This window comes from Streptomyces cyaneofuscatus (genome assembly GCF_000718135.1).
GTDB classification, from domain to species: Bacteria; Actinomycetota; Actinomycetes; order Streptomycetales; family Streptomycetaceae; genus Streptomyces; species Streptomyces cyaneofuscatus.
In genome coordinates, this window is the sequence record NZ_JOEM01000010.1 from 97,833 (window position 1) to 120,119 (window position 22,287).

Below are 22,287 nucleotides of genomic sequence, written 5' to 3' on the forward strand. Positions count from 1 at the left end.
GGGTGAACATCACAGGTCACCGCACGGATCGCCGCCCCACCGACGGCTACCGTGACCCCGTGCCGAAGAACCGAAACACGTTCTCCTTCCTCGCCCGCCGACGGCGCCGCGCCGCCTCCTGGGTGGTCCACCGCGGCTGGGCATGGGCGCAGGAGGCGGGTGCCGTCACCGCCGAGCACCCGGGCCGGCTGCGCTTCGGCGCGATCGGGGAGGGGACCCGGCTCGCCTTCCCCCAGGGCACCGTCTTCGGGGAGCCGTGGATCCAGCTCGGCGGGCACTGCATCATCGGCGAGCAGGTGACCCTGACGGCCGGGATGATGCCGGACCTGGACCTCGGGCCCGAGCCGATCCTCACGCTGGGTGACGGGGTGGTGCTGGGGCGCGGCAGCCACGTCATCGCCGACACGACGGTGAGCATCGGCTCGGACACGTACTGCGGTCCGTACGTCTACATCACCTCGACGAACCACAGCTACGACGACCCGCACGAGCCCGTGGGCAAGCAGTGGCCCCGGATGGAGCCGGTGGAGGTCGGCCCCGGCTGCTGGATCGGCACGGGCGCGGTGATCCTGCCCGGCGCCCGGCTCGGCCGCAATGTGGTGGTCGCCGCGGGCGCGGTCGTACGGGGCGAGGTCCCCGACCACGCGGTGGTCGCGGGGGCCCCGGCGCGTGTCGTACGGAGGTGGGACCCGGAGAAGGGCTGGCAGCCGCCCCTGCGCACGCCGGCCCCCGTGCCGATCCCGAAGGGCGTCACGCCTGAGCAGCTGCTCGCACTGGCCGAGCTGGAGGAGGAGCAGAAGCAGGAGCCGGACACCCGCTGACGGCGCTCCGAGGACCAACGCCCTGCTGGGGCAGGGCCCGTCGCCGTTAGTGTGGGCCCATGCGCGCACCCATCGGCACCTTCGAGGATGCCTCCCCCGCCTCGGAACGGCTCGACCTGCTCCCCGCCCCTGTCGCGGCGGCCCTGGCCGCCGGGTGGGGCGATGTCACCGCCGACCGGATCATCCACGTCGACTCGGACCCGGCCGTGGCCGACACCGCCGTCTTCGTCGAGCACTACGGCGCGGACCTCCTGGACACCTCGGCGAACTGCGTGGTCGTGGCGGGCAAGCGCGGCGGAGAGGTCACCCTCGCCGCCTGCGTGATGCTCTCCCGTACCCGGGTGGACGTCAACGGCGCGGTGCGCAAGCACCTCGGCGCCCGAAAGGCGTCCTTCGCGGCGATGGACACGGCGGTCGGCGAGACCGGCATGGAGTACGGCGGCATCACCCCGATCGGCCTGCCCGCCTCCTGGCCCCTCCTGCTGGACCCCGCCGTGGTGGACGAGGAGTGGGTCCTGATCGGCAGCGGCAGCCGCCGGGGCAAGCTCATCGTGCCCGGCAAGGCGCTCGCCGCCCTCCCGGGAGCGGCGGTCGTCGAGGGCCTCGGGGTCTGACGTCGCGCCCGTCAGGATTCAGGCGTCACGCCCGTCAGAGAAGGGGCGGGTCGGCGCGGCGGGGTGACCGGTCGGCACCCTTCAGCACGTCGATGACGCGCTCATGGGTGTCGCCCACCCGGTCCGTGACCCGTAAGCGCACATGAACGGTGCGGACCTCCGCCATCGCCGCCTCGGTGAACCAGCCGATCAGCATCATTCCCTGGGCCGGAAGGGGTCTGCCGACCCCGATGAAGTGGAGCGCGAAGTCCGCCCGGTCGACCGGTCCCCGCTCCTCGATCAGCCTCACGGCCTCGTCCCGGCGCACCCAGCCCGCCTCGTCGTCCGCCGCATCCGTGTCCCCGGTGAGGGCGACCCGGTAGCCGAGCTGTTCGACGACGGCCACGTCCTGGGCGGCGTTGAGGACGCTGCACACCCAGGCGAGCCGGTCGTCGGGGGCCATGCCCTCCTTCACCTGGCCGAAGTACCCGAGTGCCGGGCGGACCGCTCGCGCGTACTGCGCCCTGGCCAGCGAGGCGCCCAGACTGCCGACCGCCGCCGTGGTGGCGGACTGGACGTCCAGCAGCTGGAGCTTCCAGGGCCAGGAGTCCGTGAGCGAGTCGGGGGCGTTCTCGCGCCACACGCTGTAGGCGAGCAGCAGCAGGGACAGATAGACGAGCCAGGTCAGCAGGCCGGACAGGACGCGATTTCTCCGCACCACCCGCTGCGATGTGTTCACGCTTCGGACCCCCCGTCGGCCGCCGTGCGAGCAGCGTCACTCTAAGGACTCCGAAGGATGTGCGATAGAGCGCCTGTTCGAGCGCCCGGTCACCGATGTTCCGTGAGCCACCCGGTGGCGAAGTCGACGGCCGCCCGCAGCCGGAGCAGCCTGCAGGGCGCGGACCCCAGCAGACCCGTCCGTACGTCACCGGGGCCGGCGGCCTCCTCGAACGCCGCGCCCAGGGACGCGAAGTCGCCGTCGTCCAGGGCGACATCCTCGTACGCCCACCACTGCCGCACGCCCCGCAGGGTCACCACACAGCGGTAGGTGCGGAGGGGAGGGCCGGGTCTGCGGTACTCGCCCAGGTGGAAGGCGGTGCAGGTGTCGTAGCCGGTGCCGAGCAGGAGGGCCCTGGCGTCGGCCTCGTACAGCCGGGCGAGCGGGGAGTCCTCGCCGAGGTGGCAGTCCGGCCGGTGCCCGGCGAGCAGCTTTCCGGCCGCCGGGCCGATCGCAGCGAAGGAGGTCTGCGGATGGCCGCTGCGCTCGGCCCCCGCCGCCGTCCGTACGGTCTCCGCCAGGGCGCCCACCGAGGGGGCGGGGGTGGTCGCCGGATCGAACGGCGCCATCGACGCGCGGACGGCCTCGCGCGCCTCGGCGTCCAGGCCCCGCACACGGGCGCGGTAGTGCGGCGAGGTGTCCGAGTTCTCCGGGGTGAACGAGGGGACCACGACGGTCCCGTCCCGTCCCACGGCCCGGCGCAGGGCCGCCAGCACGGCCTCAGGCCCGCCGGAGACCGGCCCCACCGCCCGCAGGGAGGCGTGCACCAGCAGCACATCGCCGGGGCGCACACCCAGCGCGGACAGCGTGCCGGTCAGCCGGTCGCCGTCGAGAGGATCGCTCACGGCGGGGATCCTTCCCCATGCGGGCCTCTCCCTAGCCCAGGCGCGGAATCTCGATCGCCGGGCACCGGTCCATCACCATGTCCAGCCCCGCCGCCCGCGTCCGCCCGTAGGCGGCCGGGTCCACGACATCGAGCTGGAACCACACCGCCTTCGCCCCCACCGCCGCCGCCTCGTCCGCGACCCCGCCCGCCAGCTCGCTGTTGACGAACACGTCCACCACGTCCACCGGGAAGGGGATCTCCGCCAGCGAGGCGTACCCCTGTTCCCCGTGCACCGTCTCGGCCTTCGGGTGCACCGGCACCACCCGCTTGCCGAAGCGCTGGAGGACCTGCGCCACGCCGTAGGCGGCCCGGGAGCGGTTGTTGGAGAGGCCCACCACCGCCCAGGTGTCGCCCGCGTCCTGAAGAATCCGCCGGATCGTCTCTGTCTCGTTGTCCCTGCCGTCTGCGTTCATGCCGGGACAACCGCTGGTCCCGGCCCTGTCATTCCCGCCGGAACCGGTCGGCGGAGGGCCGCATAGGGTGGACGGATGCAGGAGCAGTACCGGACCGTCGCCCGCGCGGGTGTGCACGAGAGCGAGATCAACCGATCGCGTTTCCTCTGCTCCCTCGCCCCCGCCGCCACCGAACAGGAGGCGCAGGACTTCGTCGCACGCGTCCGCAAGGAACACCCGACCGCCACCCACAACTGCTTCGCGTACGTGATCGGCGCCGACGCCTCCGTACAGAAGGCCAGTGACGACGGCGAGCCCGGCGGTACCGCGGGCGTCCCGATGCTCCAGATGCTGATGCGCCGCGAGGTGCGGTACGTCGCGGCGGTCGTCACCCGCTACTACGGCGGGGTCAAGCTGGGGGCGGGTGGACTGATCCGCGCGTACGGGGGAGTGGTCGGCGAGGCCCTCGACGCACTCGGCACGATCACCCGGCAGCGCTTCCGGCTGGCGACCGTCCGCGTCGACCACCAGCGGGCGGGCAAGCTGGAGAACGACCTGCGGGCCACCGGCCGGGACGTGCGCGAGGTGCGGTACGCGGAGGCCGTGACCATCGAGATCGGGCTGCCGGACGCCGACGTCGCCGCGTTCACCGCCTGGCTGGCCGACGCGACCGCGGGCTCGGCCACGCTGGAGCTGGGCGGCGAGGCGTACGGGGACGTGTGAGCGGCTTGCCGCGCCATGAGACGGGCCCCACGGGCGGCCTCACGGCCGGCCCCCTGGGCGGCCTCAGGGGCGGTCTCACGGGCGGTGAATTCTTGATCGATGCGGGTTCGGGGGCCCGGCGGCGTTAGCGTGGTCCGTGCCGGCGGCGGGATCACGGGCCGCTCCGGCGGTGGCCCAGGGGTGGAGGACGACGTACATGCAGCTCGGAACAGGCGGAGCGATCGCGTGAGGATGCTGCACACCTCGGACTGGCATCTGGGCCGGTCCTTCCACCGCGTCCCTCTCCTCGACGCCCAGGCCGCCTTTCTGGACCACCTGGTGGCCACCGTCCAGCAGCGGGAGGTGGACGTGGTCCTCGTCTCCGGCGACGTCTACGACCGGGCCGTCCCGCCGCTCACCGCGGTCGAGCTCTTCGACCGCGCGCTGCACCGGCTCGCCGCCATCGGCGTCCCCACCGTCATGATCTCGGGGAACCACGACTCGGCGCGCCGGCTCGGCGTCGGCGCCGGGCTCTTCGACCGGGCCGGGATCCACCTGCGCACCGACCCCGAGAGCTGCGCCACCCCCGTCGTCCTCACCGACGCCCACGGCGACGTCGCCCTCTACGGCCTCCCCTATCTGGAACCCGCCCTCGTCAAGGACACCCTCCGCGCCGCCAAGGCCGGGCACGAGGCCATCCTGACCGCCGCCATGGACCGGGTCCGCGCCGACCTCGCCACCCGCCCCGCCGGAACCCGCTCCGTCGTCCTCGCGCACGCCTTCGTGGCGGGCGGCGAACCCAGCGACAGCGAGCGCGACATCACCGTCGGCGGGGTCGCCGCCGTCCCCGCCGGGGTCTTCGACGGCGTCGACTACGTGGCCCTCGGCCACCTCCACGGCTCCCAGCGCGTCACGAGCCGCGTCCGCTACTCCGGCTCCCCGCTCGCCTACTCCTTCTCCGAGGCCGACCACCGCAAGACCATGTGGCTGATCGACCTGGACGGCAGCGGCGCCATCGCCGCCGAGGAGCGGATCGACTGCCCCGTGGAGCGCCCCCTCGCCCGGCTCCGCGGCCGCCTGGACACCCTGCTGGAGGACCCGGCCCTCGACCGCCACGAACACGCCTGGGTCGAGGCCACCCTCACCGACCCCGTCCGCCCCGCCGACCCCATGGCCCGCCTCAGCGCCCGCTTCCCGCACACCCTCAGCCTCGTCTTCGACCCCGAGCGGCACCCCGAGGACCCGCTCGCCTCCTACGCCCAGCGCCTCAAGGGCCGCGACGACCACCAGATCGCGGAGGACTTCGTGGCCCACGTGCGTGGCGGCAGCGGACCCAGCGACCCCGAACGCACCGTGCTGCGCGCCGCGTTCGACGACGTACGGGTGGACGAGACCGTGCGCGAGGTGTCCCGTTGAGACTGCACCGCCTCACCCTCACCGCCTTCGGCCCGTTCGGCGCCACCCAGGAAGTGGACTTCGACGCCCTCTCCTCGGCCGGACTCTTCCTGCTCCACGGCCCGACGGGCGCCGGGAAGACGTCGGTCCTGGACGCCGTCTGCTACGCCCTGTACGGGGCCGTCCCCGGCGCCCGCCAGAGCCCCGGTGCCACCCTCCGCAGCGATCACGCCCCCGCCGATCTGCCCACCGAGGTTCTGCTTGAGCTGACGGTCGGCGGACGGCGCCTGGAAGTCACCCGCAGCCCCGCCCAGCCGCGCCCCAAGAAGCGCGGTGGCGGGTTCACGCAGGAGAAGGCCCAGAGCCGACTGCGCGAGCGCGACCCCAAGGGCGACTGGCAGGGCCTCAGCAAGTCGCACCAGGAGATCGGCGAGGAGCTGGCCCAGCTGATCGGCATGAGCCGGGACCAGTTCTGCCAGGTCGTGCTGTTGCCCCAGGGCGACTTCGCTCGCTTCCTGCGCTCCGACGCCGAGGCACGCGGCAAACTCCTCGGCAAGCTCTTCGACACCCGCCGGTTCGCCGCCGTCGAGGAGCGCCTCGCCGAACTGCGCCGGGCGGCCGAGGCCCGGGTGAAATCCGGCGACGAGCAGATCCTCGCCCTCGCCCAGCGCATCGCCCAGGCGGGCGGCCCGGCGGCGACCGAGGCCGCACCGCCGACCGTACGGGCGGGCGAACCGGGCCTCGCCGAAGCGGTCCTGGAGTGGGCCGCGATCGCGCGCAGCGCCGCCCGTGAACACCTCGACATCGCACACACGGTGGTCGCGGAGGCGGAGAACCGCCAAGTCGCCGCCCGCCGCGCACTGGACGCCGAACGTGAACTGGCCCGCCTCCAGGAGCGGTACGCGGAGACCCTGCGGCGGGCGGAGGCGCTGGAGGAGCGGCGCCCCGAACACGACCGCTGCCAGGAGCAGTTGGAGCGCGCCCGCAAGGCGGACCGGGTCGCCCCGGCGCTGGAGCTGCGCGAGGAGGCCGAGCGGGCGTACCGGGTCGCGAGCGACGTACTGGACCGGACCCGGGAGCGGCTGCCCGCCGAGCTGGCCGACTCGGGGGCCGACCGGCTGGCCGAGCTGGAGCGGCGGTTCCGGCAGGAGTTGGGCACCCTCGAAGCGGCCCGCAAGGCCGAGGTGCGCAGCGCGAGCATCGACGAGGAGCGCGCCCGGCTGAACCGGGACGCCCGCGCCGACGACGAGATCGTCCGGGAGGCGGACGCCTGGCTCGCCGGCTGGGACACCACCCGCGCGGAACTCACCCAGCGCATCGAGACCGCACAGGAGGCCGCCACCCGGGCCGAACAGCTCGCCGGACAACTGGCCCCGGCCCGCCTCCGGTTGGACGCGGCCCGGCGGCGTGACGCGCTGGCCACCGACGTACAGGACGCCCGGGAGGCGCTCGCCGCCGCACGTGAACGGGCCCTGGCCGCCTACGAGTCCTGGCTCGGCCTGCGGGAACGCCGTCTCCGCGACATCGCGGCGGAGCTGGCCGCCGGTCTCGTCGCGGGCGAGCCCTGCACGGTCTGCGGCTCGGCCGAACACCCGGCCCCCGCAAGCCCTGGCGACGGCCATGTCGACCGGGCCACCGAGGAGAAGGCCCTCGCCGTCCACCGGTCCGCCGAGGAGACCCGCACCGGCGCCGAGCACGCACTCGCGCTCGTACGCGAACGGCAGGCGGCAGCCCGGAGGGAGGCTCAGGGGGACGATTCCGCGGCCCCCACCGTCGCCGAACTCCACTCCCTGGTCGACCGGTTGAGCGGCGACCACGCCGGGGCCCACCGCCTTGCCGCCGGGACGCACGCCGCGCGTGAGGCGCTGGCCGCAGCCGAGCGGGAGCACGCCAAGAGGGTGGAGCAGCGGCAGGAGGCCCGGAACCGGGCCGCCGCCCGCACCTCCCAGCGCGAGGCGCTCGACCGCGAGCAGGCCGGTCTGGAGGACCAGATCACCGCCGCCCGGGGCGAGTCGGAATCCGTCGCAGCGCACGCGGACCGGCTGACCCGGCGAGTGGCGCTCCTCGCCGACGCCGCCGAGGCCGTACGCGCCGAACAGGACGCGGCCCAGCGCCGGAAGGAGGCCGACGACCGGCTCTCCGACGCGGCCTTCAAAGCCGGGTTCGACACCCCGCAGGCCGCCGCCGCGACGCTCCTCGGCGCCGCCGCACAGCGCGACCTCCAGCACCGCATCGACGCCTGGCAGGCGGAGGCGGCGGCGGTCGCCGACCGGCGCACCGAACGGGACGCACGCGAGGCCGCCGGACGCCCGGCGGCACAGGCCGCAGCGGCCGAAAGTGCCCACGAGACGGCGGAATGGCTGCTGCGCGAAGCCGCCTCGGCCCGCGCGGCCGCCCGCGACCGGTGCGCCGAACTCGACCGGCTCTCGGGACGGGCGGCCGAGGAGGTACGCCGACTGGGGCCGGTGCGCCAGGAGTACGAGCGGGTCGCCCGGCTCGCCGGTCTCACCGCGGGGACCTCCGCCGACAACGAACGCAAGATGCGCCTGGAGGCGTACGTCCTCGCCGCCCGCCTCGAACAGGTGGCCGCCGCGGCCACCGCCCGCTTGCAGCGGATGTCCTCCGGCCGCTACACGCTCGTCCACTCCGACGCCCGCACGGGCGCCCGCCGGGCCGGGCTCGGACTCCACGTCGTGGACGCGTGGACCGGCAGCGAACGGGACACGGCCACGCTCTCCGGCGGGGAGACGTTCTTCGCCTCCCTGGCCCTGGCGCTCGGCCTCGCCGACGTCGTCACCGAGGAGGCCGGGGGCGTACGCCTGGACACCCTCTTCATCGACGAGGGCTTCGGCAGCCTGGACGACCAGACCCTCGACGAGGTGCTCGACGTGCTGGACTCCCTGCGGGAGCGGGACCGCAGCGTCGGGATCGTCAGCCACGTGGCCGATCTGCGCCGCCGCATCCCCGCCCGGCTCGAAGTGGTCAAGGACCGGCACGGATCGACGGTGCACCACCGCCTCTGACGCCTCCGGGGGGTGGCTCCGGCGGCTCAGCGGGCGATCGCGCGCCGGGGGAGCGGCGAGGAGTAGACGACGCTGGTGGTCACCGAACCGAGCGCGCCGATCCGGCCGGTCACCTCCTCCAGGTGCCGCATCGAGCGGGCCGTCACCTTGAGGACGAAGCAGTCGTCACCGGTGACATGGTGCGCCTCCACGATTTCCGGGGTCGTCTCCAGGAGGTCGTGGAACGGCTTGTAGTTCCCGTTCGGGTAGCGCAGCCGTACGAGTGCGAGGACCGGCAGCCCGAGCCGCTCGGCGTCGACCACCGCCGCGTAACCGCTGATCACCCCGGTCTCCTCCAGGCGCCGCACCCGTTCGGTCACGGCGCTCGGGGACATGGCGACGGCACGGGCGAGCTCGGCGAAGGTGGCCCGGCCGTCACGCTGGAGGACATCGAGAATGCGCCAATCGGTGGCGTCCGGGGAATACTCGGTCATGCCGACGAGACAACAGGGAAATCCCCGGCGGATCAAGAGGAGCGCCGGGGAATCCCACTTCCTGGTCCCGGACGACGGTCATAGATTCATGGTCATGACCTCCCCGGCCACGGCCACCGCCGTCAACCCCGTCCTGCGCGTCCCGCCCGCCTCCCCGGCCGCGGCCGCCGCCTACTTCGGCGCCTCGCTCGCCTTCCACGCCGATGTCTCCGACGTCGCCTCGGCACTCGCCGCCGACGGTGACCCCGGGTTCGTCGTCGTGGACTCCCGTTCCACCGCCTTCTGGGACCAGGGGCACATCCCCGGCGCGGTTCACCTGCCCACCGCCCTGATCCCCGAGCAGGCTGCCCGGCTGCTGGACCCGGCCGTCCCGGTCGTCACGTACTGCTGGGGGCCGGGATGCAACGGCGCCACCCGCGCGGCCCTGGCGCTCGCCCAACTCGGCTACCAGGTGAAGGAGATGCTCGGCGGCTTCGAATACTGGGCGCGCGAGGGCTTCGCCTTCGAGACCTGGGAGGGCGGCGAGCGGCGCGCCGCCGACCCGCTCACGGCACCGGTCGACGACGACGCCGACTGCGGCTGCTGAGGGCCAGGCCGTCGCGCTCACACCACCGGCCGTGACCCGCTCCGCGAACGGGCCACGGCCGGCGGGCAGGACGGATCAGAGCCGGGACAGCTCGTCCACCAGATCGTCCAGGCCGAGCGACCCCTGCGAGAGCGCCGCCATGTGCCAGGCCTTGAGGTCGAACGCGTCGCCGTGCGCCGCGCGGGCGTTCTCCCGGCCGAGCAGCCAGGCCCGCTCGCCCAGCTTGTAGCCGATGGCCTGGCCCGGCATGGACAGGTAGCGGGTCAGCTCGCTCTCCACGAAGTCGGCCGGCCGCCCGCTGTGGTTGCCGAAGAACTCCTGCGCCAGGTCCGGCGTCCAGCGCTCGCCCGGGTGGAACGGCGAGTCCGCCGGAATCTCCAGCTCCAGGTGCATGCCGATGTCCACGATCACCCGGCAGGCCCGCATCATCTGCGCGTCCAGGTAGCCCAGGCGCCGTTCCGCGTCGGGAAGGAAGCCCAGCTCGTCCATCAGCCGCTCCGCGTACAGCGCCCACCCCTCGGCGTTGGCGCTGACCTGGCCGAGCGACGTCTGGTAGCGGGAGAGGCTGTCGGCGACGTGCTTCCACTGCGCGATCTGGAGGTGGTGGCCGGGAACGCCCTCGTGGTACCAGGTCGAGACCAGGTCGTACACCGGGAAGCGGGTCTCGCCCATGGTGGGCAGCCAGGTGCGCCCGGGGCGCGAGAAGTCTTCGGAGGGGCCCGTGTAGTACGGGGCGGCGGCGCCGCCGGGCGGGGCGATGCGGGACTCCACCCTCCGTACCCGCTCGGCCAGTTCGAAGTGCGTGCCGTCCAGCGCCTCGATGGCCTCGTCCATCAGGCCCTGGAGCCACTCGCGGACCTCCTCGACCCCTTCGATGTGCTTGCCGTGCACATCGAGGTGGGCGAGCGCCTCCCAGGGGCCGGCGCCCGGCAGGATCTTCGCGGCCTCGGTCCTCATCTCGGCCAGCAGGCGGTGGTACTCGGACCACCCGTACGCGTACGCCTCGTCGAGATCGAGGTCCGTCCCGTTGAACTGGCGCGTCCAGCGGGCGTAGCGCTCCCGGCCCACCGTGTCGGGTGCCCCCTCGATCGCCGGGGCGTAGACGTCCCGCATCCAGTCCCGCAGGGAGGCGAAGGCGGCGGTCGCGAGCCGGGCCCCCTCGGTCAGCTCCGGACGCAGGGCCTCCGGTGCGGGGGCGATGAAGTCCGTGAAGAACGCGGTGCTCTCGCCACCGCCGCTCCACTCGGTGAGCTGCCCGATGAAGGTGGCGGTCGCGCGGGGCCCGCCGTACAGCTTGCGCTCAAGGCCGAGTCCGAGCGAGGCCCGGTACCCCTCGACCGCGGCCGGGACCGCGCGCAGACGTTCCGCGACCGCGTCCCAGTCCTCCTCCGTTTCGGTGGGGGTGACCGTGAAGACGCCGATGAGGCTGTGGGCGGGGGAGTGCAGGTTGGAGACGGCCCGCAGCCCCTCCTCCGCGTCGTGCACGGCGAGTTCCGCCGTCAGCCGCTCGCGCAGGAGCCGTCCGCAGCGGCGTTCCTCATCGCTGTCGGCACCCGGCAGCCGCTCGGCGTCGTCCAGCTTCAGCAGCGTGGCGCGGATGAGGTCGGCGGTCGCGTCCTGACCGGCCGGTGAGAAATCGGGCAGGCGGCGCGAGCTTTCCGGGACACCCAGATAGGTGCCTGTGATGGGGTCGAGTTCGATGACTGCGTCGACGTAGGCGTCGGCGACCTGGCGGGGCAGCGCGCTGCTCGAAGTGTCTGACATGCGGACATCCTCCAACGGCGGGCCCCTCCCCGTCACCACCGCCGAAGGGTCCACGTCCGAAAGACGATCACCGGCGGACCGGTTCGCGCGCGGTCAGGGACGGACCGGCTCGCCCGGCGGCAGCAGCGGGCCGCAGTCCCACTGCTGGAAGATCAGCCGGGTGTCCACCCGGGCCACCTCCCGGCGCGAGGTGAACTCGTCCAGGACCAGCCGCTGGAGATCCGCCGCGTCGGCCACCGCCACCTGGACCAGATAGTCATCGGGTCCGGTGAGATGGAAGAGCGCCCGGGACTCCGGCAGGGCCCGGATCCGGTCGACGAACGGGCCGATGAGCTCGCGGCGGTGCGGCCGGACCTGCACCAGGAGCAGCGCCTGGAGACCCCGGCCGAGCTTCGCCGGATCCAGCCGGAGCTGATCGCCGAGGATGACCCCGGAGCGGCGCAGCCGGGTCACCCGGTCCAGGCAGGTCGAAGGGGCCACCCCGACCTCGGCCGCCAGCTCCCGGTAGGTGGTCCGTGCGTCGTTCTGCAGCAGCCGCAGAATGTGCAGATCCACCGGATCCAGAGCGACAGAATCAGCCATGCGACGAACGTAACACGGTCCTTTGCCGCTACGAGCCGGTAACTGTTCAGAGTGTTGTCATGGACAACGAAGTCTCGATGACGCCCCCTGCCCCCACCCCGTCCAGGGCGCTGGCCACCGAAGCCGTGCACGCCGGACGCGACGACCTCGCCTCCCTCGGCCTGCACGCCCCTCCGCTCGACCTGTCCACCACCTACCCCTCCTACGACTCGCGCGGTGAGGCCGAGCGGATCGACGCCTTCGCCACCACGGGCGCCCGGCCGGACGGCCCGCCCGTCTACGCGCGCCTCGACAACCCGACCACCGCCCGCTTCGAGACGGCGCTCGCCCGGCTGGAGGGGACCGACAGCGCTGTCGCGTTCGCCAGCGGCATGGCCGCTCTCACGGCGGTCCTGCTGGCCCGCGCGAGCATGGGGCTGCGCCATGTCGTCGCGGTCCGGCCGCTCTACGGGTGCAGCGACCACCTGCTGGGCGCCGGGCTGCTGGGCACCGAGGTGACCTGGACCGACCCGGCGGGCATCGCCGACGCGATCCGCCCGGACACGGGTCTGGTCATGGTCGAGACCCCGGCCAATCCCACCCTGGCCGAGATCGACATCCGGGCCGTCGCCCACTCCTGCGGCTCCGTGCCGCTCCTGGTCGACAACACCTTCGCCACCCCCGTCCTCCAGCGCCCCGTCGAACACGGCGCCCGGATCGTCCTGCACAGCGCCACCAAGTACCTCGGCGGACACGGCGACGTGATGGGCGGAGTCGTGGCCTGCGACGAGGAGTTCGCCGCCCGGCTTCGCCAGGTGCGGTTCGCCACCGGGGGAGTGCTGCACCCGCTGGCCGGCTACCTGCTCCTGCGGGGCCTGTCCACCCTGCCGGTCCGCGTACGGGCCGCCTCGGCGAGCGCCGCCGAGCTCTCGCGCAGGCTGACCGCCGACCCCCGGATCGCGCGGGTGCACTACCCGGAGATCGGCGGCGCGATGGTCTCCTTCGAGGTGTACGGGGACCCGCACGCCGTGATCGCCGGCGTACGGCTCATCACCCCCGCCGTCAGCCTCGGGAGCGTGGACTCGCTGATCCAGCACCCGGCCTCCATCAGCCACCGCATCGTGGACGAGGGGGACCGGCAGGCGTCCGGCGTCGGTGACCGGCTGCTGCGCATGTCGGTCGGTCTTGAGGACGTCGAGGATCTCTGGGCGGACCTGTGCCAGGCGCTCAGCGACGGGCCCGTTCCGCGGGCTCGGACCGCTGAGCGGGCCGCGCGTCCGTCGGCTGAGCCGCCGTCCGCTCGTCCGTCGCGCCCGGCAGCTGCGCCGCACGCGTCGGTTCCGTCGCACTCCTCAGCTCCGTCGCACTCGTCAGTCGCGCGGTGATGACCAGGGTGCCCTCCTCGATCTGGTAGTCGAGGGGCAGCTCCAGGGCGCGCATCGCCGCGACCATGCCGGTGTTACGGGACTGGGTGACGGCGTACACGCTGTCGCAGCCCGCCTCCTCGGCGAGCTGCACCAGACGGCCGAGCAGCTCCGAACCGATGCCCCGGCGCTGCCAGTCGTCCTCGACGAGGAGGGCCACCTCGGTCTCGTCGCCGTCCCAGAGGAGGTGGCCCAGGGCCACCAGCTTGCCGGAGGCGGTCTGCACGGCCAGCGTGCGGCCGAACCGCGGGCTCAGCAGGTGGTCCAGGTAGCGGTCCGCGTCCCCGACGGGCCCGTGGTAGCGCAGGCCCAGGGTGCCGGGGGAGCACCGGTCGTGCATGGCGCGGGCGGCGGCGAGATCGCTGCGGTCCGCGCGGCGCACGGTGATCTCGTTGCCCTCGGGCAGCGTGAGGATGTCCTCGCTACGGGGCACCCGCGGGCCGAGCCGGGCGTCCAGCTCCACCAGGGCGCGGGCCCGGGCGAACTCGGTCGGGGTGAACGGCAGATGGGGCCGCTCGACGGAGATGACGCCGCCGGACGGGTCGCGCAGCCGCATCACCGTCTCCTCCAGCACGCCCTCGACCGGGGCGCTCTCGCCGGTCGGGCGGCCGGTGATGGAGACGGCGGGCAGCGAGTGGATGGTGCACCGGCCGAGCAACTGGCGCAGGGCGAGCGGGAGTTCCGCCGCGTCGAGCGCTGTGCGGGTGGCCAGGGACAGCACCCGGGTCGGGGTGTCGACCAGATCGTGGGTGTCCGCCCGCTCGATCCAGGTGGCGGTGCCGCCCGCGCCCGAGATCTGCCGGGTGAGCTCCTGCGCCGGGAGCGAGGCGGGCGCCCGCAGCAGGAACTCGTCGACCGTCCCCTCCGCCAGCGGGTGGGTCTGGAGCGTCAGGATGTCGATGCGGAGCCGGGCGAGCACCAGGCACAGCGCGGCCAGACTGCCCGGGGCGTCGCGCACGGTCGTCCGCATCCGCCACAGGACCGTCTCTCCGGCGCCAGCCCCGGACCCGGCCCCCGCCCCGGCTTCGGACCCGGCCCCGGTTGCGGCCGTCGAGCCGATGGCCGCAACCGGCGTCGGATCGGACGCGGCCGGACCCGCCGGCGGGGGAGCGTTGCTGTGGCGCCGGGCCCACCAGGTGTGGAACGCCGCCGTGGCCACCAGGGCCACGGCCGACGCCACGAGCAGGTACGGCCCGTCGGGCTGGTGCCCGATCAGATTGGCGATCGCGTCGGCCACGGCCACCGCCGTGAACAGCGCGGCCAGCTCGATCAGGTCCCGGCGCCAGTGGTGCGGACGGCGTGCGGTCTTCGCAGATGTCACATCAGTCATATCCTTACTGTGAACGTCTGGTGTTGCCTGATCACGAACACCTTGTGACTGATGGGTTAAGTATGGATCTGATCACCTATCGTCGTTTTTCAGCCGTATTCTTCACCCCGTGAAGGTCTTCGCCAGGCGCGCGGCCTGCCGGACGGTCTGCGAGGACCCCTTGCGCCCGGCCGTCGCGGCCAGTCCGGCGATCGGCTCGATCCCCTCCGTACCGCAGCGCTCGGCGCACTCCGCCGCCACGGCCAGCAGGTCCCCGAGACCCCGGGGCGCCTTCTCGTACGACAGCAGGGTGGGCAGCGCCCTGGCGAGCACACCCAGCACCGTCCGGTACGCCCCGGTGGCGGCCGCCGTCCGGGCGGCGTCGGCCAGGCGGTTGACCTTGACCAGGTCGTGGTCGACGAGGATGCCCAGCTCACGCCCGAGCAGCGCCGTGTCCAGCCGTCCCTGAGCGGCCAGAACGAGGAGCGCGTCCACGGCGTATATCCGGTCCTCGGGGTGCCGTGCGCCCAGCCCGTAGGCCAGGGCGAGGTGCACCGCGACCCCGGCCTCGCCCCCCGTCTCCATCAGCGGCGGCAGGAACCAGGCGCCGCCCCTGGGCCCCTCGTCGGCGGTGCGCAGCAGATCCGGCATCAGCCAGGCGGCCAGGGCCTCCCCGTCCTCGGGCAGGGTGGCGGCCCAGTGCGGGCACCGGTCGGTTCCCCAGTGGTAGCACTCCCGTGTGTTGGGCACGTGCGGGCGGCCGAGCCAGTGGAAGGAGCGCGGGAACTCCTGCTGGATCACCAGCCGTTCCTTGGTGGCGAGGAGCACCTGCCGTACCCCCGACGCGGACCGCTGCCACCAGTTGCCGGCCGAGGGCCGGTCGCTGGTGAGACCGTGCCGCAGGACGGGAGCCACCGGCTCGTCGGCCCTTATCCAGGCGGCCAGCCGGTCCCCTTCCGGGGTGGAGAGGGACTCCGCCGCCTCGGCGGCCACCGACGCGCCGGTCCGCCGCACCCGCAACAGGGCCTGGGAGAAGTCGGCCGGCCCCGGGGCGACGCCGAGGCGCTGATAGATCCGCAGCCGCCCGACCAGCTCCGCCGCGTCCAGCGAACCGGTGTGCCAGGTCGGCGTGGCGAGCAGGAAGGGGACCCGGTCGGTCGCCACATCACCGGCCGCCTCCCACGCCCGGGCGAGCAGCACCCCGTTCAGCGCCGCGTGGGCGCACGTCCCGGTGCCCGTCCAGCGGTTCTTCCCCTCGACGACGTCCTGGTACGGGACCCGGCCCAGGAGCGAGCCCACCACCAGCGCGAGGGCGTAATCCGTGGTCATGTACGCGGGTTCGGGCTGCCGCTCGATGCCGTGCTCGACGAACCACACCCCGGCCAGGGCCTCCCGCAACGCCTCCGTCAGCTCGGCCCGGTCGGTGCGGGCCACGCGGACGAGCCCGTCCAGCGTGCGCTCGAAGGCGGAGATCCCGGACGCCGCGGCCAGGGCCCCGGGGGTGGAGCCCTGCCAGGAGCGGGACCTCAGCTGGGCCGCCACCTCCTCGACGAGCTCCGCCACGCTCCCCGGCGCCGGGTCGAGCCGGGACAGGACCGGCACGGGCGGCAGCAGCTCCTCATACGGGCGGCCGTCCGCCGACGCCTCCTCACCCACCGCCCCGAACAGCGCGGTGACCGCCTCCCGGTGCAGCGGCCCCAACTGCGCGGCAGCGAAGGCCAGCTCCTCCCGCAGCGGCGCGTCGTCGGCCGGAAGGTGGCGCGCGATCAGCTTGAGTGCCCGCTCCTGGAGGGCGACATCCTCGTTCCCGAACGTCTCGGCGACCACCGGGAGCAGCTCACCCGCCGTCGAGGAGTCCCGGCTCAGCACCTTCCCCAGCAGGATCAACTGGCCCCGCACCAGCTTCTTCTCCCGGCGGAAGAGGACCGAGCCAGAGACCTCGGCGAGATCCCCGGTGGACAGCTCGCCCCGTGCGTCCAGCCGCGCGAGCACATCCTGGGCGTGGGAGGCCACCACCGAGATGCCGTCCGCCGCCATGGCCATCCAGTCGCGGAGACGGTCCTTCTCCTCGTCCTCCGTGATACTCAGCTGCTGGAGCACCGTGAGGAAGAACCGCTGGTCACCGGTCTTCCCGCCGCGCACCAGGCGGGTCACGCACCGTTCGGCCAGCAGCGGACGGCTGAGCACGCCCTCCTCGGCGAGCACGCGGAGCGCGGCCGGCCAGTGGTCGGTCGAGTCCGGCATGTCGTACCAGCCGACCTGCGGCGGGAGCTCCCGCATCTCGAAGAGCCGGGGCGCGAGCACGGCGACATGCGGGTCGGAGCGCAGGAGGTCGACCAGCGGCATCCGGCGGCCGGACCTGCCGTGCCACCGTGCCGTACTGATCCGCTCGGCCCAGCCCTCCACAAGACTGTCGGTCGTCGGGATCGGGCAGCCGGCCATCCGCACCAGCTCGCTGATGAACGTGTACTCCGCCTCCGAGTTCAGCGACTTCGCGGCCAGCCGGTGGGCGAGATCGCCGAGCCAGGCCGGATCGCGGTCACCCAGCGTCACCAGGATCAGCGGATACGGGGACCGCGACCAGCTGCGCAGGTCACGGCCGCCGATCCAGGTGGCACAGCCCGCCGCCCCCGTGTGGCAGCCGGCCCCGGCCACCTGGAGGGCCTTGCGGATCTTGTCCTGCCGCTGCCACTCCCAGCCCCTGGCCTCCTTGCGCAGCTCCTTCAACTCGGCCAGGGCCGCTCTGCGTCCGGCCCGGTCCAGCCGGAGCACCAGCGCCGGGACGTCGCGGTGCTGTCCCGCGCGTACCGCGGTGAGCAGGTCGGTCATCGCACACCTCCGGCGACCGTCGCGCCCCGCCGGACCATCGTCACGGCCAGGGCGTGTTTGCACGGGCCCCGCTTGCCCCGGTAGTCCGCCCACCACTGGCAGGTGCAGGTGAGCTTCCCGTCGCTCTCGCGCACCTGGTAGCGCCGGTCGCCGGAGGCCACGTACGCCAGCGTCCCATCCAGCGACACCGCCCCCGCACCGGCCAGCTCGCGGGCGGCGACCAGACGCGGGTTGTGACGCTCGGCCCGGTCCGCGTCATAGGGCAGTTCGCGGTGGAAGTAGGCCGCGTCCGCCAGGTCGTAGCCGACCCGGCCCGCCGTGCCGAGCCGGGTGAGCGCGGCCCGTACCCGCTCGACGCTCAGCCCCGACCGCTCGGCCAGTGTGGCCGGTTCGATCGTGGGCTCCCAGGCGAGCAGGACGGAGACCAGCTCGGCGTCGGCCGCCGCCTCATCGGTCGCCAGCGCCGCCAGGACCCCGCCCTCACCCGAGAAGCCGCGCGAGGCATCGGGGGACAGAGTCAGCGTGAGCCGCATGCCCGGCAGGACCACCTCCCAGGCGCTCGCCACCGGTGCACCGTCCGCCACCGGAGGCCCGTACACCCGCAGCGCCGTCGCGTGGCGGAGCACCCGCTGCAACGCCACCAGCCGCTCGGGCCCCGGCAGGCACACCGCGCCCGCCACCGGCCGGGTCGTCGGCCGCAGGGCGGAGCCGGACGCCACCACCCACTGCGCGCCCCGGGCCGCGTTGCCCGAGCCGCGCGGCAGGGACCGCAGGAACGCCACCGCCTGCGCCGCCGACAGCTCGGCCCGCAGATCGAACCCGGCCGAGGCCACCTGCGCCTCGGCGAACCCCCGCAGCCACCGGTCCGGCAGCGGCACCTTCTTCTCCACCACCGGCCCGTCCAGTGTGGTGACCGCCAACTCCTCGGGGCCCACCCGCAGATGCAGCGGATCGTCCGCCGTTATCCGGGACAGGGCGTCCCGCAGCGGATTGTTCACATCCACATTGGTCGTGCCGTGCCCCGTGCGCTCCCCCTCCAGCCCTTCCTGCAGCACATCGAGGCGCGCGTACACCCCGCAGCAGCCGGAGAACGACTCGAACCGCAGCCGGTCCCCGTTCCCCGTCACCACCGGGTCCAGGGAGGCGGCCAGGGTGCGCTGGTAGTAGCGGGCGGCGGCCACGTCGGCCACCGCCAGCAGCCCGCGGGCGGCGATACGCGGGGCGGAGAGGAACCCGGCGAAGAACCGCGGATGCGCCTCCGCCCCGCGCGGGGTGAGACCGCCCGCGGTCTCCAGGCCGAGAGAGGCTCCCACCTGCGAGGACTCCAGGGCGGACGGGCGTGCGTAGGCCAAGGCCTGAACGGATCGGGTCATGGAGAAAACGGTAGGACCCACCACTGACAACGGCCCCTGGCGCAGCCGTCCGCGCAGGTCAGCGGCGCTCCACCGCTGACCTGTACACGCAAGTCAGCGCGCTCCCTCACTGGCCGACGCGGCCCGGCCGCAGCACCTTGGTGAACAGCACCCCGCCCCCCTCGGCCCGCAGACGTACCGTCAGCTCAACGCTGTCGCCGTCGATCTCGACCTCTCCGAAGAACTGAGGCGACTCCATCGGCGACACATTGGCCCGGTCCGGCGCCCGGACGAAGACCCGGTCGGGTCCGAAGGTGCCGTCCAGCGCGTTGGCCGGAAATCCCCCTGCGGCCAGCGGACCTGAGACGAACTCCCAGAACGGGGCGAAGTCCTTGAACGCCGCCCGCTCGGGGGCGTAGTGCTGCGCCGAGGTGTAGTGCACATCGGCCGTCAGCCACAGAGTGCCGGTGACCTTGCGGTGCTTGATGAACCGCAGCAACTCGGCGATCTGGAGCTCCCGCCCGAGCGGAGCTCCCGGATCGCCCTGCGCCACCGCCTCGAAGTCCGTCGCCCCGTCCGGCACCACCAGGCCGAGCGGCATGTCTGCCGCGATCACCTTCCACACCGCGCGGGACTCGGCAAGGGAGCGTTTCAGCCAGCGGAGCTGCTCGGCACCGAGGATGCCGGTGGTGTCGTCGGCCTGCCGCCCGGGGGAGTTGCGGTTGCGGTGCGAGCGCATGTCGAGGACGAAGACGTCCAGCAGCGGCCCGTGGTGGACGGTGCGGTACATGCGGGAGCGCCGCGAGGAGGTGCCGTACGAGCCGTGCGGCGCCGACACGGGAAAGTACTCGTGGAAGGCGCGCGCGGAGCGGGCCGCGAGGATGTCGACGTTCTTCTCGGTGTAGCGCGCGTCGTCGAGGATCTGGCCGGGGTACCAGTTGTTGCGTACCTCGTGGTCGTCCCACTGGACGACGGAGGGGACCTGCGCGTTGAAGCGCCGGACGTTGTGGTCGAGCAGGTTGTAGCGGAAATTCCCCCGGTACTCGTCCAGCGTCTCGGCGACCTTGGCCTTCTCCTCGGTCATGACGTTGCGCCAGGTCCGGCCGTCGGGCAGGGGCACGCTCGGCTGGAGCGGTCCGTCCGCGTAGACGGTGTCGCCGCTGCACAGGAAGAAGTCCGGGTCGAGGCGGCGCATCTCCTCGTACACGCGGTAGCCGCCGATGTCCGGGTTGATGCCCCACCCCTGCCCCGCGATGTCCCCCGACCACAGGAAGCGCACCCCGTCACGACGTCGGGCCGGAGCGGTACGGAACGTTCCGTACACCGGTTTTCCCGTACGGCGCGGATCGCCCGGGTCCGCCAACGTGACCCGGTAATGCACCTGCTCGCCCGCCGGGAGGCCGTACAGGGGAGTGGTGCCGGTGAAGTCCGACCCGGGGCCGATCAGCGGCCCGTGCCAGCGCCGGGCCCGGCGGAAGGACTCGGTCGCCGCGGTCTCCACCAGCATCCGGGCGGGCCGGTCCGACCGCACCCACACCAGCGCCGACGAGGCGGTGACGCCCCCCACCTGCACGCCCCACGCCGCCTCCGGCCGCCCCGCCAGCGCCAGGGCGGGAGCCGCGCCGACGGCCGCGGGCAGGGCGACCGCCGCCGGGACGAGCAGCGAGCCCCGCAGAACGGTACGGCGGCCGGGCGAGGGGATGTGCGGACGGTGCGGCATCGAAGCGCCTCCAGGACGGTGGACGGAACGGGCGGACGGACACCGGGCCGGGGCGGCCGCAGCGCTCCGCCGGGCCGGAGCCGGTCTCCGCCCCCATGCCTAGTGGTCCGCGGAGACCGCCGTCCCAACGCCGGGTGAACGGGGCCGGTCCGATGAGCCGTCAGGCACGAGCACCCGCGCCCGGTTCCTGCGTGCCCGCCCCCTGCGCGCCCGGCTCCTGAGCGGCCGCGAGCATGCCGACGCCCCGGGAGATCTCAGCCGCCCCCAGATGGGCGTAGCCGAGCACGAGCGCCACCGCGCCGTCCTCCGGCCCGGCGTCCCCGCAGTCGCTCAGCGGCCGCAGCGCGATGCCCGCCCGGTCCGCGCGGCGCAGGAACGCGTCCTCGGGGCCGTACCGTTGCGGCAGCCGCGCGATGATGTGGAGGCCTGCCGCGATACCGCTGACCACCGTGCCGGGGAAGTGCTCGTCGAGCGCGGCCACCAGGGCGTCGCGGCGCTCCCGGTAGGCGCGCTGGCAGCGGCGCAGCTGCCGGTCGTAGGCGCCGCGCACGATGAAGTCGGCCAGCACCGCCTGGTCGATGGCGGGGTTTCCGAGATCCATGGTCCGCTTGCGGGCAACGATCCGGTCGGTCAGCGCGGCGGGAGCGATCAGCCAGCCCAGCCGCAGACCCGGAGCCAGGGACTTGCTCACCGACCCGGTGTACACGACGCGCTCCGGGTCGAGCCCCTGCAGAGCACCCACCGGAGCCCTGTCGTAACGAAAGTCCCCGTCGTAGTCGTCCTCCAGGATCACGGCGTCCGCCTCCCGCGCCCAGTCGAGCAACGCACGGCGACGCTCGGCGGAGTAGGCGATTCCAGTGGGGAACTGGTGCGCCGGCGTGGTCACCACGGCGTGCACGCCGGAGCGCCGCAGTGGACCCAGTGCTACCCCCTCCGTGTCGAGAGGCAGTGGAGTCGCACGCAGGCCGGTCGCCGCGAACAGCGACGCGTGCTCCGGGCTGCCCGGGTTCTCCACCCCGACGGTGGCGAGGCCCTGCTCCCGCAGGACGAAGCCGAGCAGCGTCGTCGCCTGTGCCACCCCGGAGCAGACCACCAGCCGCTCGGGATCGGCCACCACCCCGCGCCGCCGGGCCAGCAGGCCGGCCAGCGCCTCCCGCAGCTCCGGCAGCCCGCGCGGATCGGGGTACCCCAGCGAGCTGTGCGGCAGCCGGCCCAGCACCGTCCGCTGGGTGGCGGCCCACGCCGCGCGCGGGAAGAGCGAGAGGTCGGGTACACCCGGCCGGAAGTCCACCCGCGCGCCCGGCGCGCGCGGCGCCAGATCCCGTACGGAATGCGCCGCCGCGCGCACTCCGTCGCTCACCCAGGTCCCCGCGCCCTGCCCGCTGCGCAGATAGCTCTCGGCGGTCAACTGCTCGTACGCCTCGGTGACCAGCCCGCGCGACACCCCCAGATCCGCGGCGAGTTCCCGGCTGGACGGCAGCCTCGTACCCGCGGCGAGACGGCCCGAGCGGACGGCCTCGCGCAGCGCGGACCGGAGCGCGCGCCCCCGCCCGCGCGCCGGCGCGGCGGCGGCGGGCAGCAGCAACTCCCAGGCCGGCGAGGTGGAATCGAGACCGCCGGATCCGCCGCGGCCGCCTCCACCGTTCGAATTGGTCCCCGAAGACGTCATGGAAGTGGAC

The 22,287-nt window shown here is 73.7% G+C and carries 17 protein-coding genes and 1 pseudogene; 7 read left to right on the top strand and 11 right to left on the bottom strand.

Going from position 1 to position 22,287, the window contains the following annotated elements; genetic code table 11:
* Positions 1-59 precede the first annotated feature (59 nt).
* Together IF17_RS0118670 and IF17_RS0118675 are read left to right on the top strand one after the other, a co-directional pair.
* On the top strand, positions 60-821 hold the full coding sequence (locus tag IF17_RS0118670) for an acyltransferase (protein ID WP_030567367.1): 762 nt from the start codon (positions 60-62) through the stop codon (positions 819-821).
* 59 nt (positions 822-880) lie between these two features.
* Complete coding sequence (locus tag IF17_RS0118675) at positions 881-1,435, top strand: YbaK/EbsC family protein (protein WP_030567369.1); 555 nt, start codon at positions 881-883, stop codon at positions 1,433-1,435.
* Positions 1,436-1,469: 34 nt separating this feature from the next.
* Here IF17_RS0118675 and IF17_RS0118680 read toward each other — a convergent pair whose 3' ends face one another.
* The 3 genes from IF17_RS0118680 to IF17_RS0118690 form a co-directional block, all read right to left on the bottom strand.
* Positions 1,470-2,153, bottom strand: coding sequence for a hypothetical protein (locus tag IF17_RS0118680; protein WP_030567371.1), 684 nt, complete (start codon positions 2,151-2,153; stop codon positions 1,470-1,472).
* Between the two features lie 89 nt (positions 2,154-2,242).
* Positions 2,243-3,037 carry an AAC(3) family N-acetyltransferase gene (locus IF17_RS0118685; protein WP_030567373.1) on the bottom strand — a complete coding sequence of 265 codons (795 nt, stop codon included), beginning with the start codon at positions 3,035-3,037 and terminating at the stop codon, positions 2,243-2,245.
* A gap of 31 nt (positions 3,038-3,068) precedes the next feature.
* Positions 3,069-3,491, bottom strand: a complete 423-nt coding sequence (locus IF17_RS0118690; RefSeq protein ID WP_030567376.1) for a CoA-binding protein — start codon at positions 3,489-3,491, stop codon at positions 3,069-3,071.
* A gap of 75 nt (positions 3,492-3,566) precedes the next feature.
* Here IF17_RS0118690 and IF17_RS0118695 point away from each other — a divergent pair, with 75 nt between their 5' ends.
* From IF17_RS0118695 to IF17_RS0118705, 3 genes are all read left to right on the top strand, one after another.
* Complete coding sequence (locus tag IF17_RS0118695) at positions 3,567-4,193, top strand: YigZ family protein (RefSeq protein ID WP_018516115.1); 627 nt, start codon at positions 3,567-3,569, stop codon at positions 4,191-4,193.
* Positions 4,194-4,418: 225 nt separating this feature from the next.
* Positions 4,419-5,588 carry an exonuclease SbcCD subunit D gene (locus tag IF17_RS0118700; protein WP_030567378.1) on the top strand — a complete coding sequence of 390 codons (1,170 nt, stop codon included), beginning with the start codon at positions 4,419-4,421 and terminating at the stop codon, positions 5,586-5,588.
* Positions 5,585-8,590, top strand: a complete 3,006-nt coding sequence (locus IF17_RS0118705; RefSeq protein ID WP_030567380.1) for an AAA family ATPase — start codon at positions 5,585-5,587, stop codon at positions 8,588-8,590. Before IF17_RS0118700 ends, IF17_RS0118705 begins: the two co-directional genes overlap by 4 nt.
* A 26-nt stretch (positions 8,591-8,616) precedes the next feature.
* Here IF17_RS0118705 and IF17_RS0118710 read toward each other — a convergent pair whose 3' ends face one another.
* Positions 8,617-9,063: an Lrp/AsnC family transcriptional regulator gene (locus IF17_RS0118710; RefSeq protein ID WP_018516112.1), complete on the bottom strand. Its 447-nt coding sequence runs from the start codon at positions 9,061-9,063 to the stop codon at positions 8,617-8,619.
* An 88-nt stretch (positions 9,064-9,151) separates the two neighbouring features.
* Between IF17_RS0118710 and IF17_RS0118715 the strand changes: the two genes are divergently transcribed.
* Positions 9,152-9,649, top strand: a complete 498-nt coding sequence (locus IF17_RS0118715) for a rhodanese-like domain-containing protein (RefSeq protein ID WP_030567382.1) — start codon at positions 9,152-9,154, stop codon at positions 9,647-9,649.
* Between the two features lie 75 nt (positions 9,650-9,724).
* Here the strand turns inward: IF17_RS0118715 and IF17_RS0118725 are convergent, their stop codons facing one another.
* Together IF17_RS0118725 and IF17_RS0118730 are read right to left on the bottom strand one after the other, a co-directional pair.
* Positions 9,725-11,413 (bottom strand): DUF885 domain-containing protein, encoded by a 1,689-nt coding sequence (locus IF17_RS0118725; RefSeq protein WP_030567384.1) that lies wholly within the window; start codon positions 11,411-11,413, stop codon positions 9,725-9,727.
* A 93-nt stretch (positions 11,414-11,506) separates the two neighbouring features.
* Positions 11,507-11,995 carry an Lrp/AsnC family transcriptional regulator gene (locus IF17_RS0118730; protein ID WP_030567386.1) on the bottom strand — a complete coding sequence of 163 codons (489 nt, stop codon included), beginning with the start codon at positions 11,993-11,995 and terminating at the stop codon, positions 11,507-11,509.
* Positions 11,996-12,054: 59 nt separating this feature from the next.
* Between IF17_RS0118730 and IF17_RS0118735 the strand changes: the two are divergent.
* Positions 12,055-13,275 (top strand): annotated as a pseudogene (locus IF17_RS0118735) (trans-sulfuration enzyme family protein); the annotation flags it as partial.
* Here the strand turns inward: IF17_RS0118735 and IF17_RS0118740 are convergent.
* The 5 genes from IF17_RS0118740 to pdxR all read right to left on the bottom strand — a co-directional run bounded on the left by IF17_RS0118740 (position 13,202) and on the right by pdxR (position 22,277).
* Entirely contained in the window at positions 13,202-14,728 is a 1,527-nt protein-coding gene (locus IF17_RS0118740) for a GNAT family N-acetyltransferase (protein ID WP_244890516.1), read from the bottom strand. The pseudogene IF17_RS0118735 and the gene IF17_RS0118740 overlap by 74 nt on opposite strands.
* A 102-nt stretch (positions 14,729-14,830) precedes the next feature.
* Positions 14,831-17,536 carry a DUF7825 domain-containing protein gene (locus IF17_RS0118745; protein ID WP_030567392.1) on the bottom strand — a complete coding sequence of 902 codons (2,706 nt, stop codon included), beginning with the start codon at positions 17,534-17,536 and terminating at the stop codon, positions 14,831-14,833.
* Positions 17,533-18,909: an SWIM zinc finger family protein gene (locus tag IF17_RS0118750; protein WP_030567394.1), complete on the bottom strand. Its 1,377-nt coding sequence runs from the start codon at positions 18,907-18,909 to the stop codon at positions 17,533-17,535. The genes IF17_RS0118745 and IF17_RS0118750 overlap by 4 nt, the downstream gene beginning before the upstream one ends.
* Before the next feature lie 106 nt (positions 18,910-19,015).
* Complete coding sequence (locus IF17_RS0118755; RefSeq protein ID WP_030567396.1) at positions 19,016-20,608, bottom strand: alkaline phosphatase D family protein; 1,593 nt, start codon at positions 20,606-20,608, stop codon at positions 19,016-19,018.
* Positions 20,609-20,768: 160 nt separating this feature from the next.
* Entirely contained in the window at positions 20,769-22,277 is a 1,509-nt protein-coding gene (gene pdxR / locus IF17_RS0118760; RefSeq protein WP_030567398.1) for a MocR-like pyridoxine biosynthesis transcription factor PdxR, read from the bottom strand.
* Positions 22,278-22,287 lie beyond the last annotated feature (10 nt).

Bases quoted from the DNA above. Each gene is read 5' to 3' on its own strand.
- IF17_RS0118745 (WP_030567392.1), bottom strand. From the start codon at position 17,536: ATGACCGACCTGCTCACCGCGGTACGCGCGGGACAGCACCGCGACGTC.
- IF17_RS0118675 (WP_030567369.1), top strand. From the start codon at position 881: ATGCGCGCACCCATCGGCACCTTCGAGGATGCCTCCCCCGCCTCGGAA.
- IF17_RS0118750 (WP_030567394.1), bottom strand. From the start codon at position 18,909: ATGACCCGATCCGTTCAGGCCTTGGCCTACGCACGCCCGTCCGCCCTG.
- IF17_RS0118755 (WP_030567396.1), bottom strand. From the start codon at position 20,608: ATGCCGCACCGTCCGCACATCCCCTCGCCCGGCCGCCGTACCGTTCTG.
- IF17_RS0118730 (WP_030567386.1), bottom strand. From the start codon at position 11,995: ATGGCTGATTCTGTCGCTCTGGATCCGGTGGATCTGCACATTCTGCGG.
- IF17_RS0118715 (WP_030567382.1), top strand. From the start codon at position 9,152: ATGGTCATGACCTCCCCGGCCACGGCCACCGCCGTCAACCCCGTCCTG.
- IF17_RS0118690 (WP_030567376.1), bottom strand. From the start codon at position 3,491: ATGAACGCAGACGGCAGGGACAACGAGACAGAGACGATCCGGCGGATT.
- pdxR (WP_030567398.1), bottom strand. From the start codon at position 22,277: ATGACGTCTTCGGGGACCAATTCGAACGGTGGAGGCGGCCGCGGCGGA.
- IF17_RS0118725 (WP_030567384.1), bottom strand. From the start codon at position 11,413: ATGTCAGACACTTCGAGCAGCGCGCTGCCCCGCCAGGTCGCCGACGCC.
- IF17_RS0118695 (WP_018516115.1), top strand. From the start codon at position 3,567: ATGCAGGAGCAGTACCGGACCGTCGCCCGCGCGGGTGTGCACGAGAGC.
- IF17_RS0118710 (WP_018516112.1), bottom strand. From the start codon at position 9,063: ATGACCGAGTATTCCCCGGACGCCACCGATTGGCGCATTCTCGATGTC.
- IF17_RS0118740 (WP_244890516.1), bottom strand. From the start codon at position 14,728: ATGACTGATGTGACATCTGCGAAGACCGCACGCCGTCCGCACCACTGG.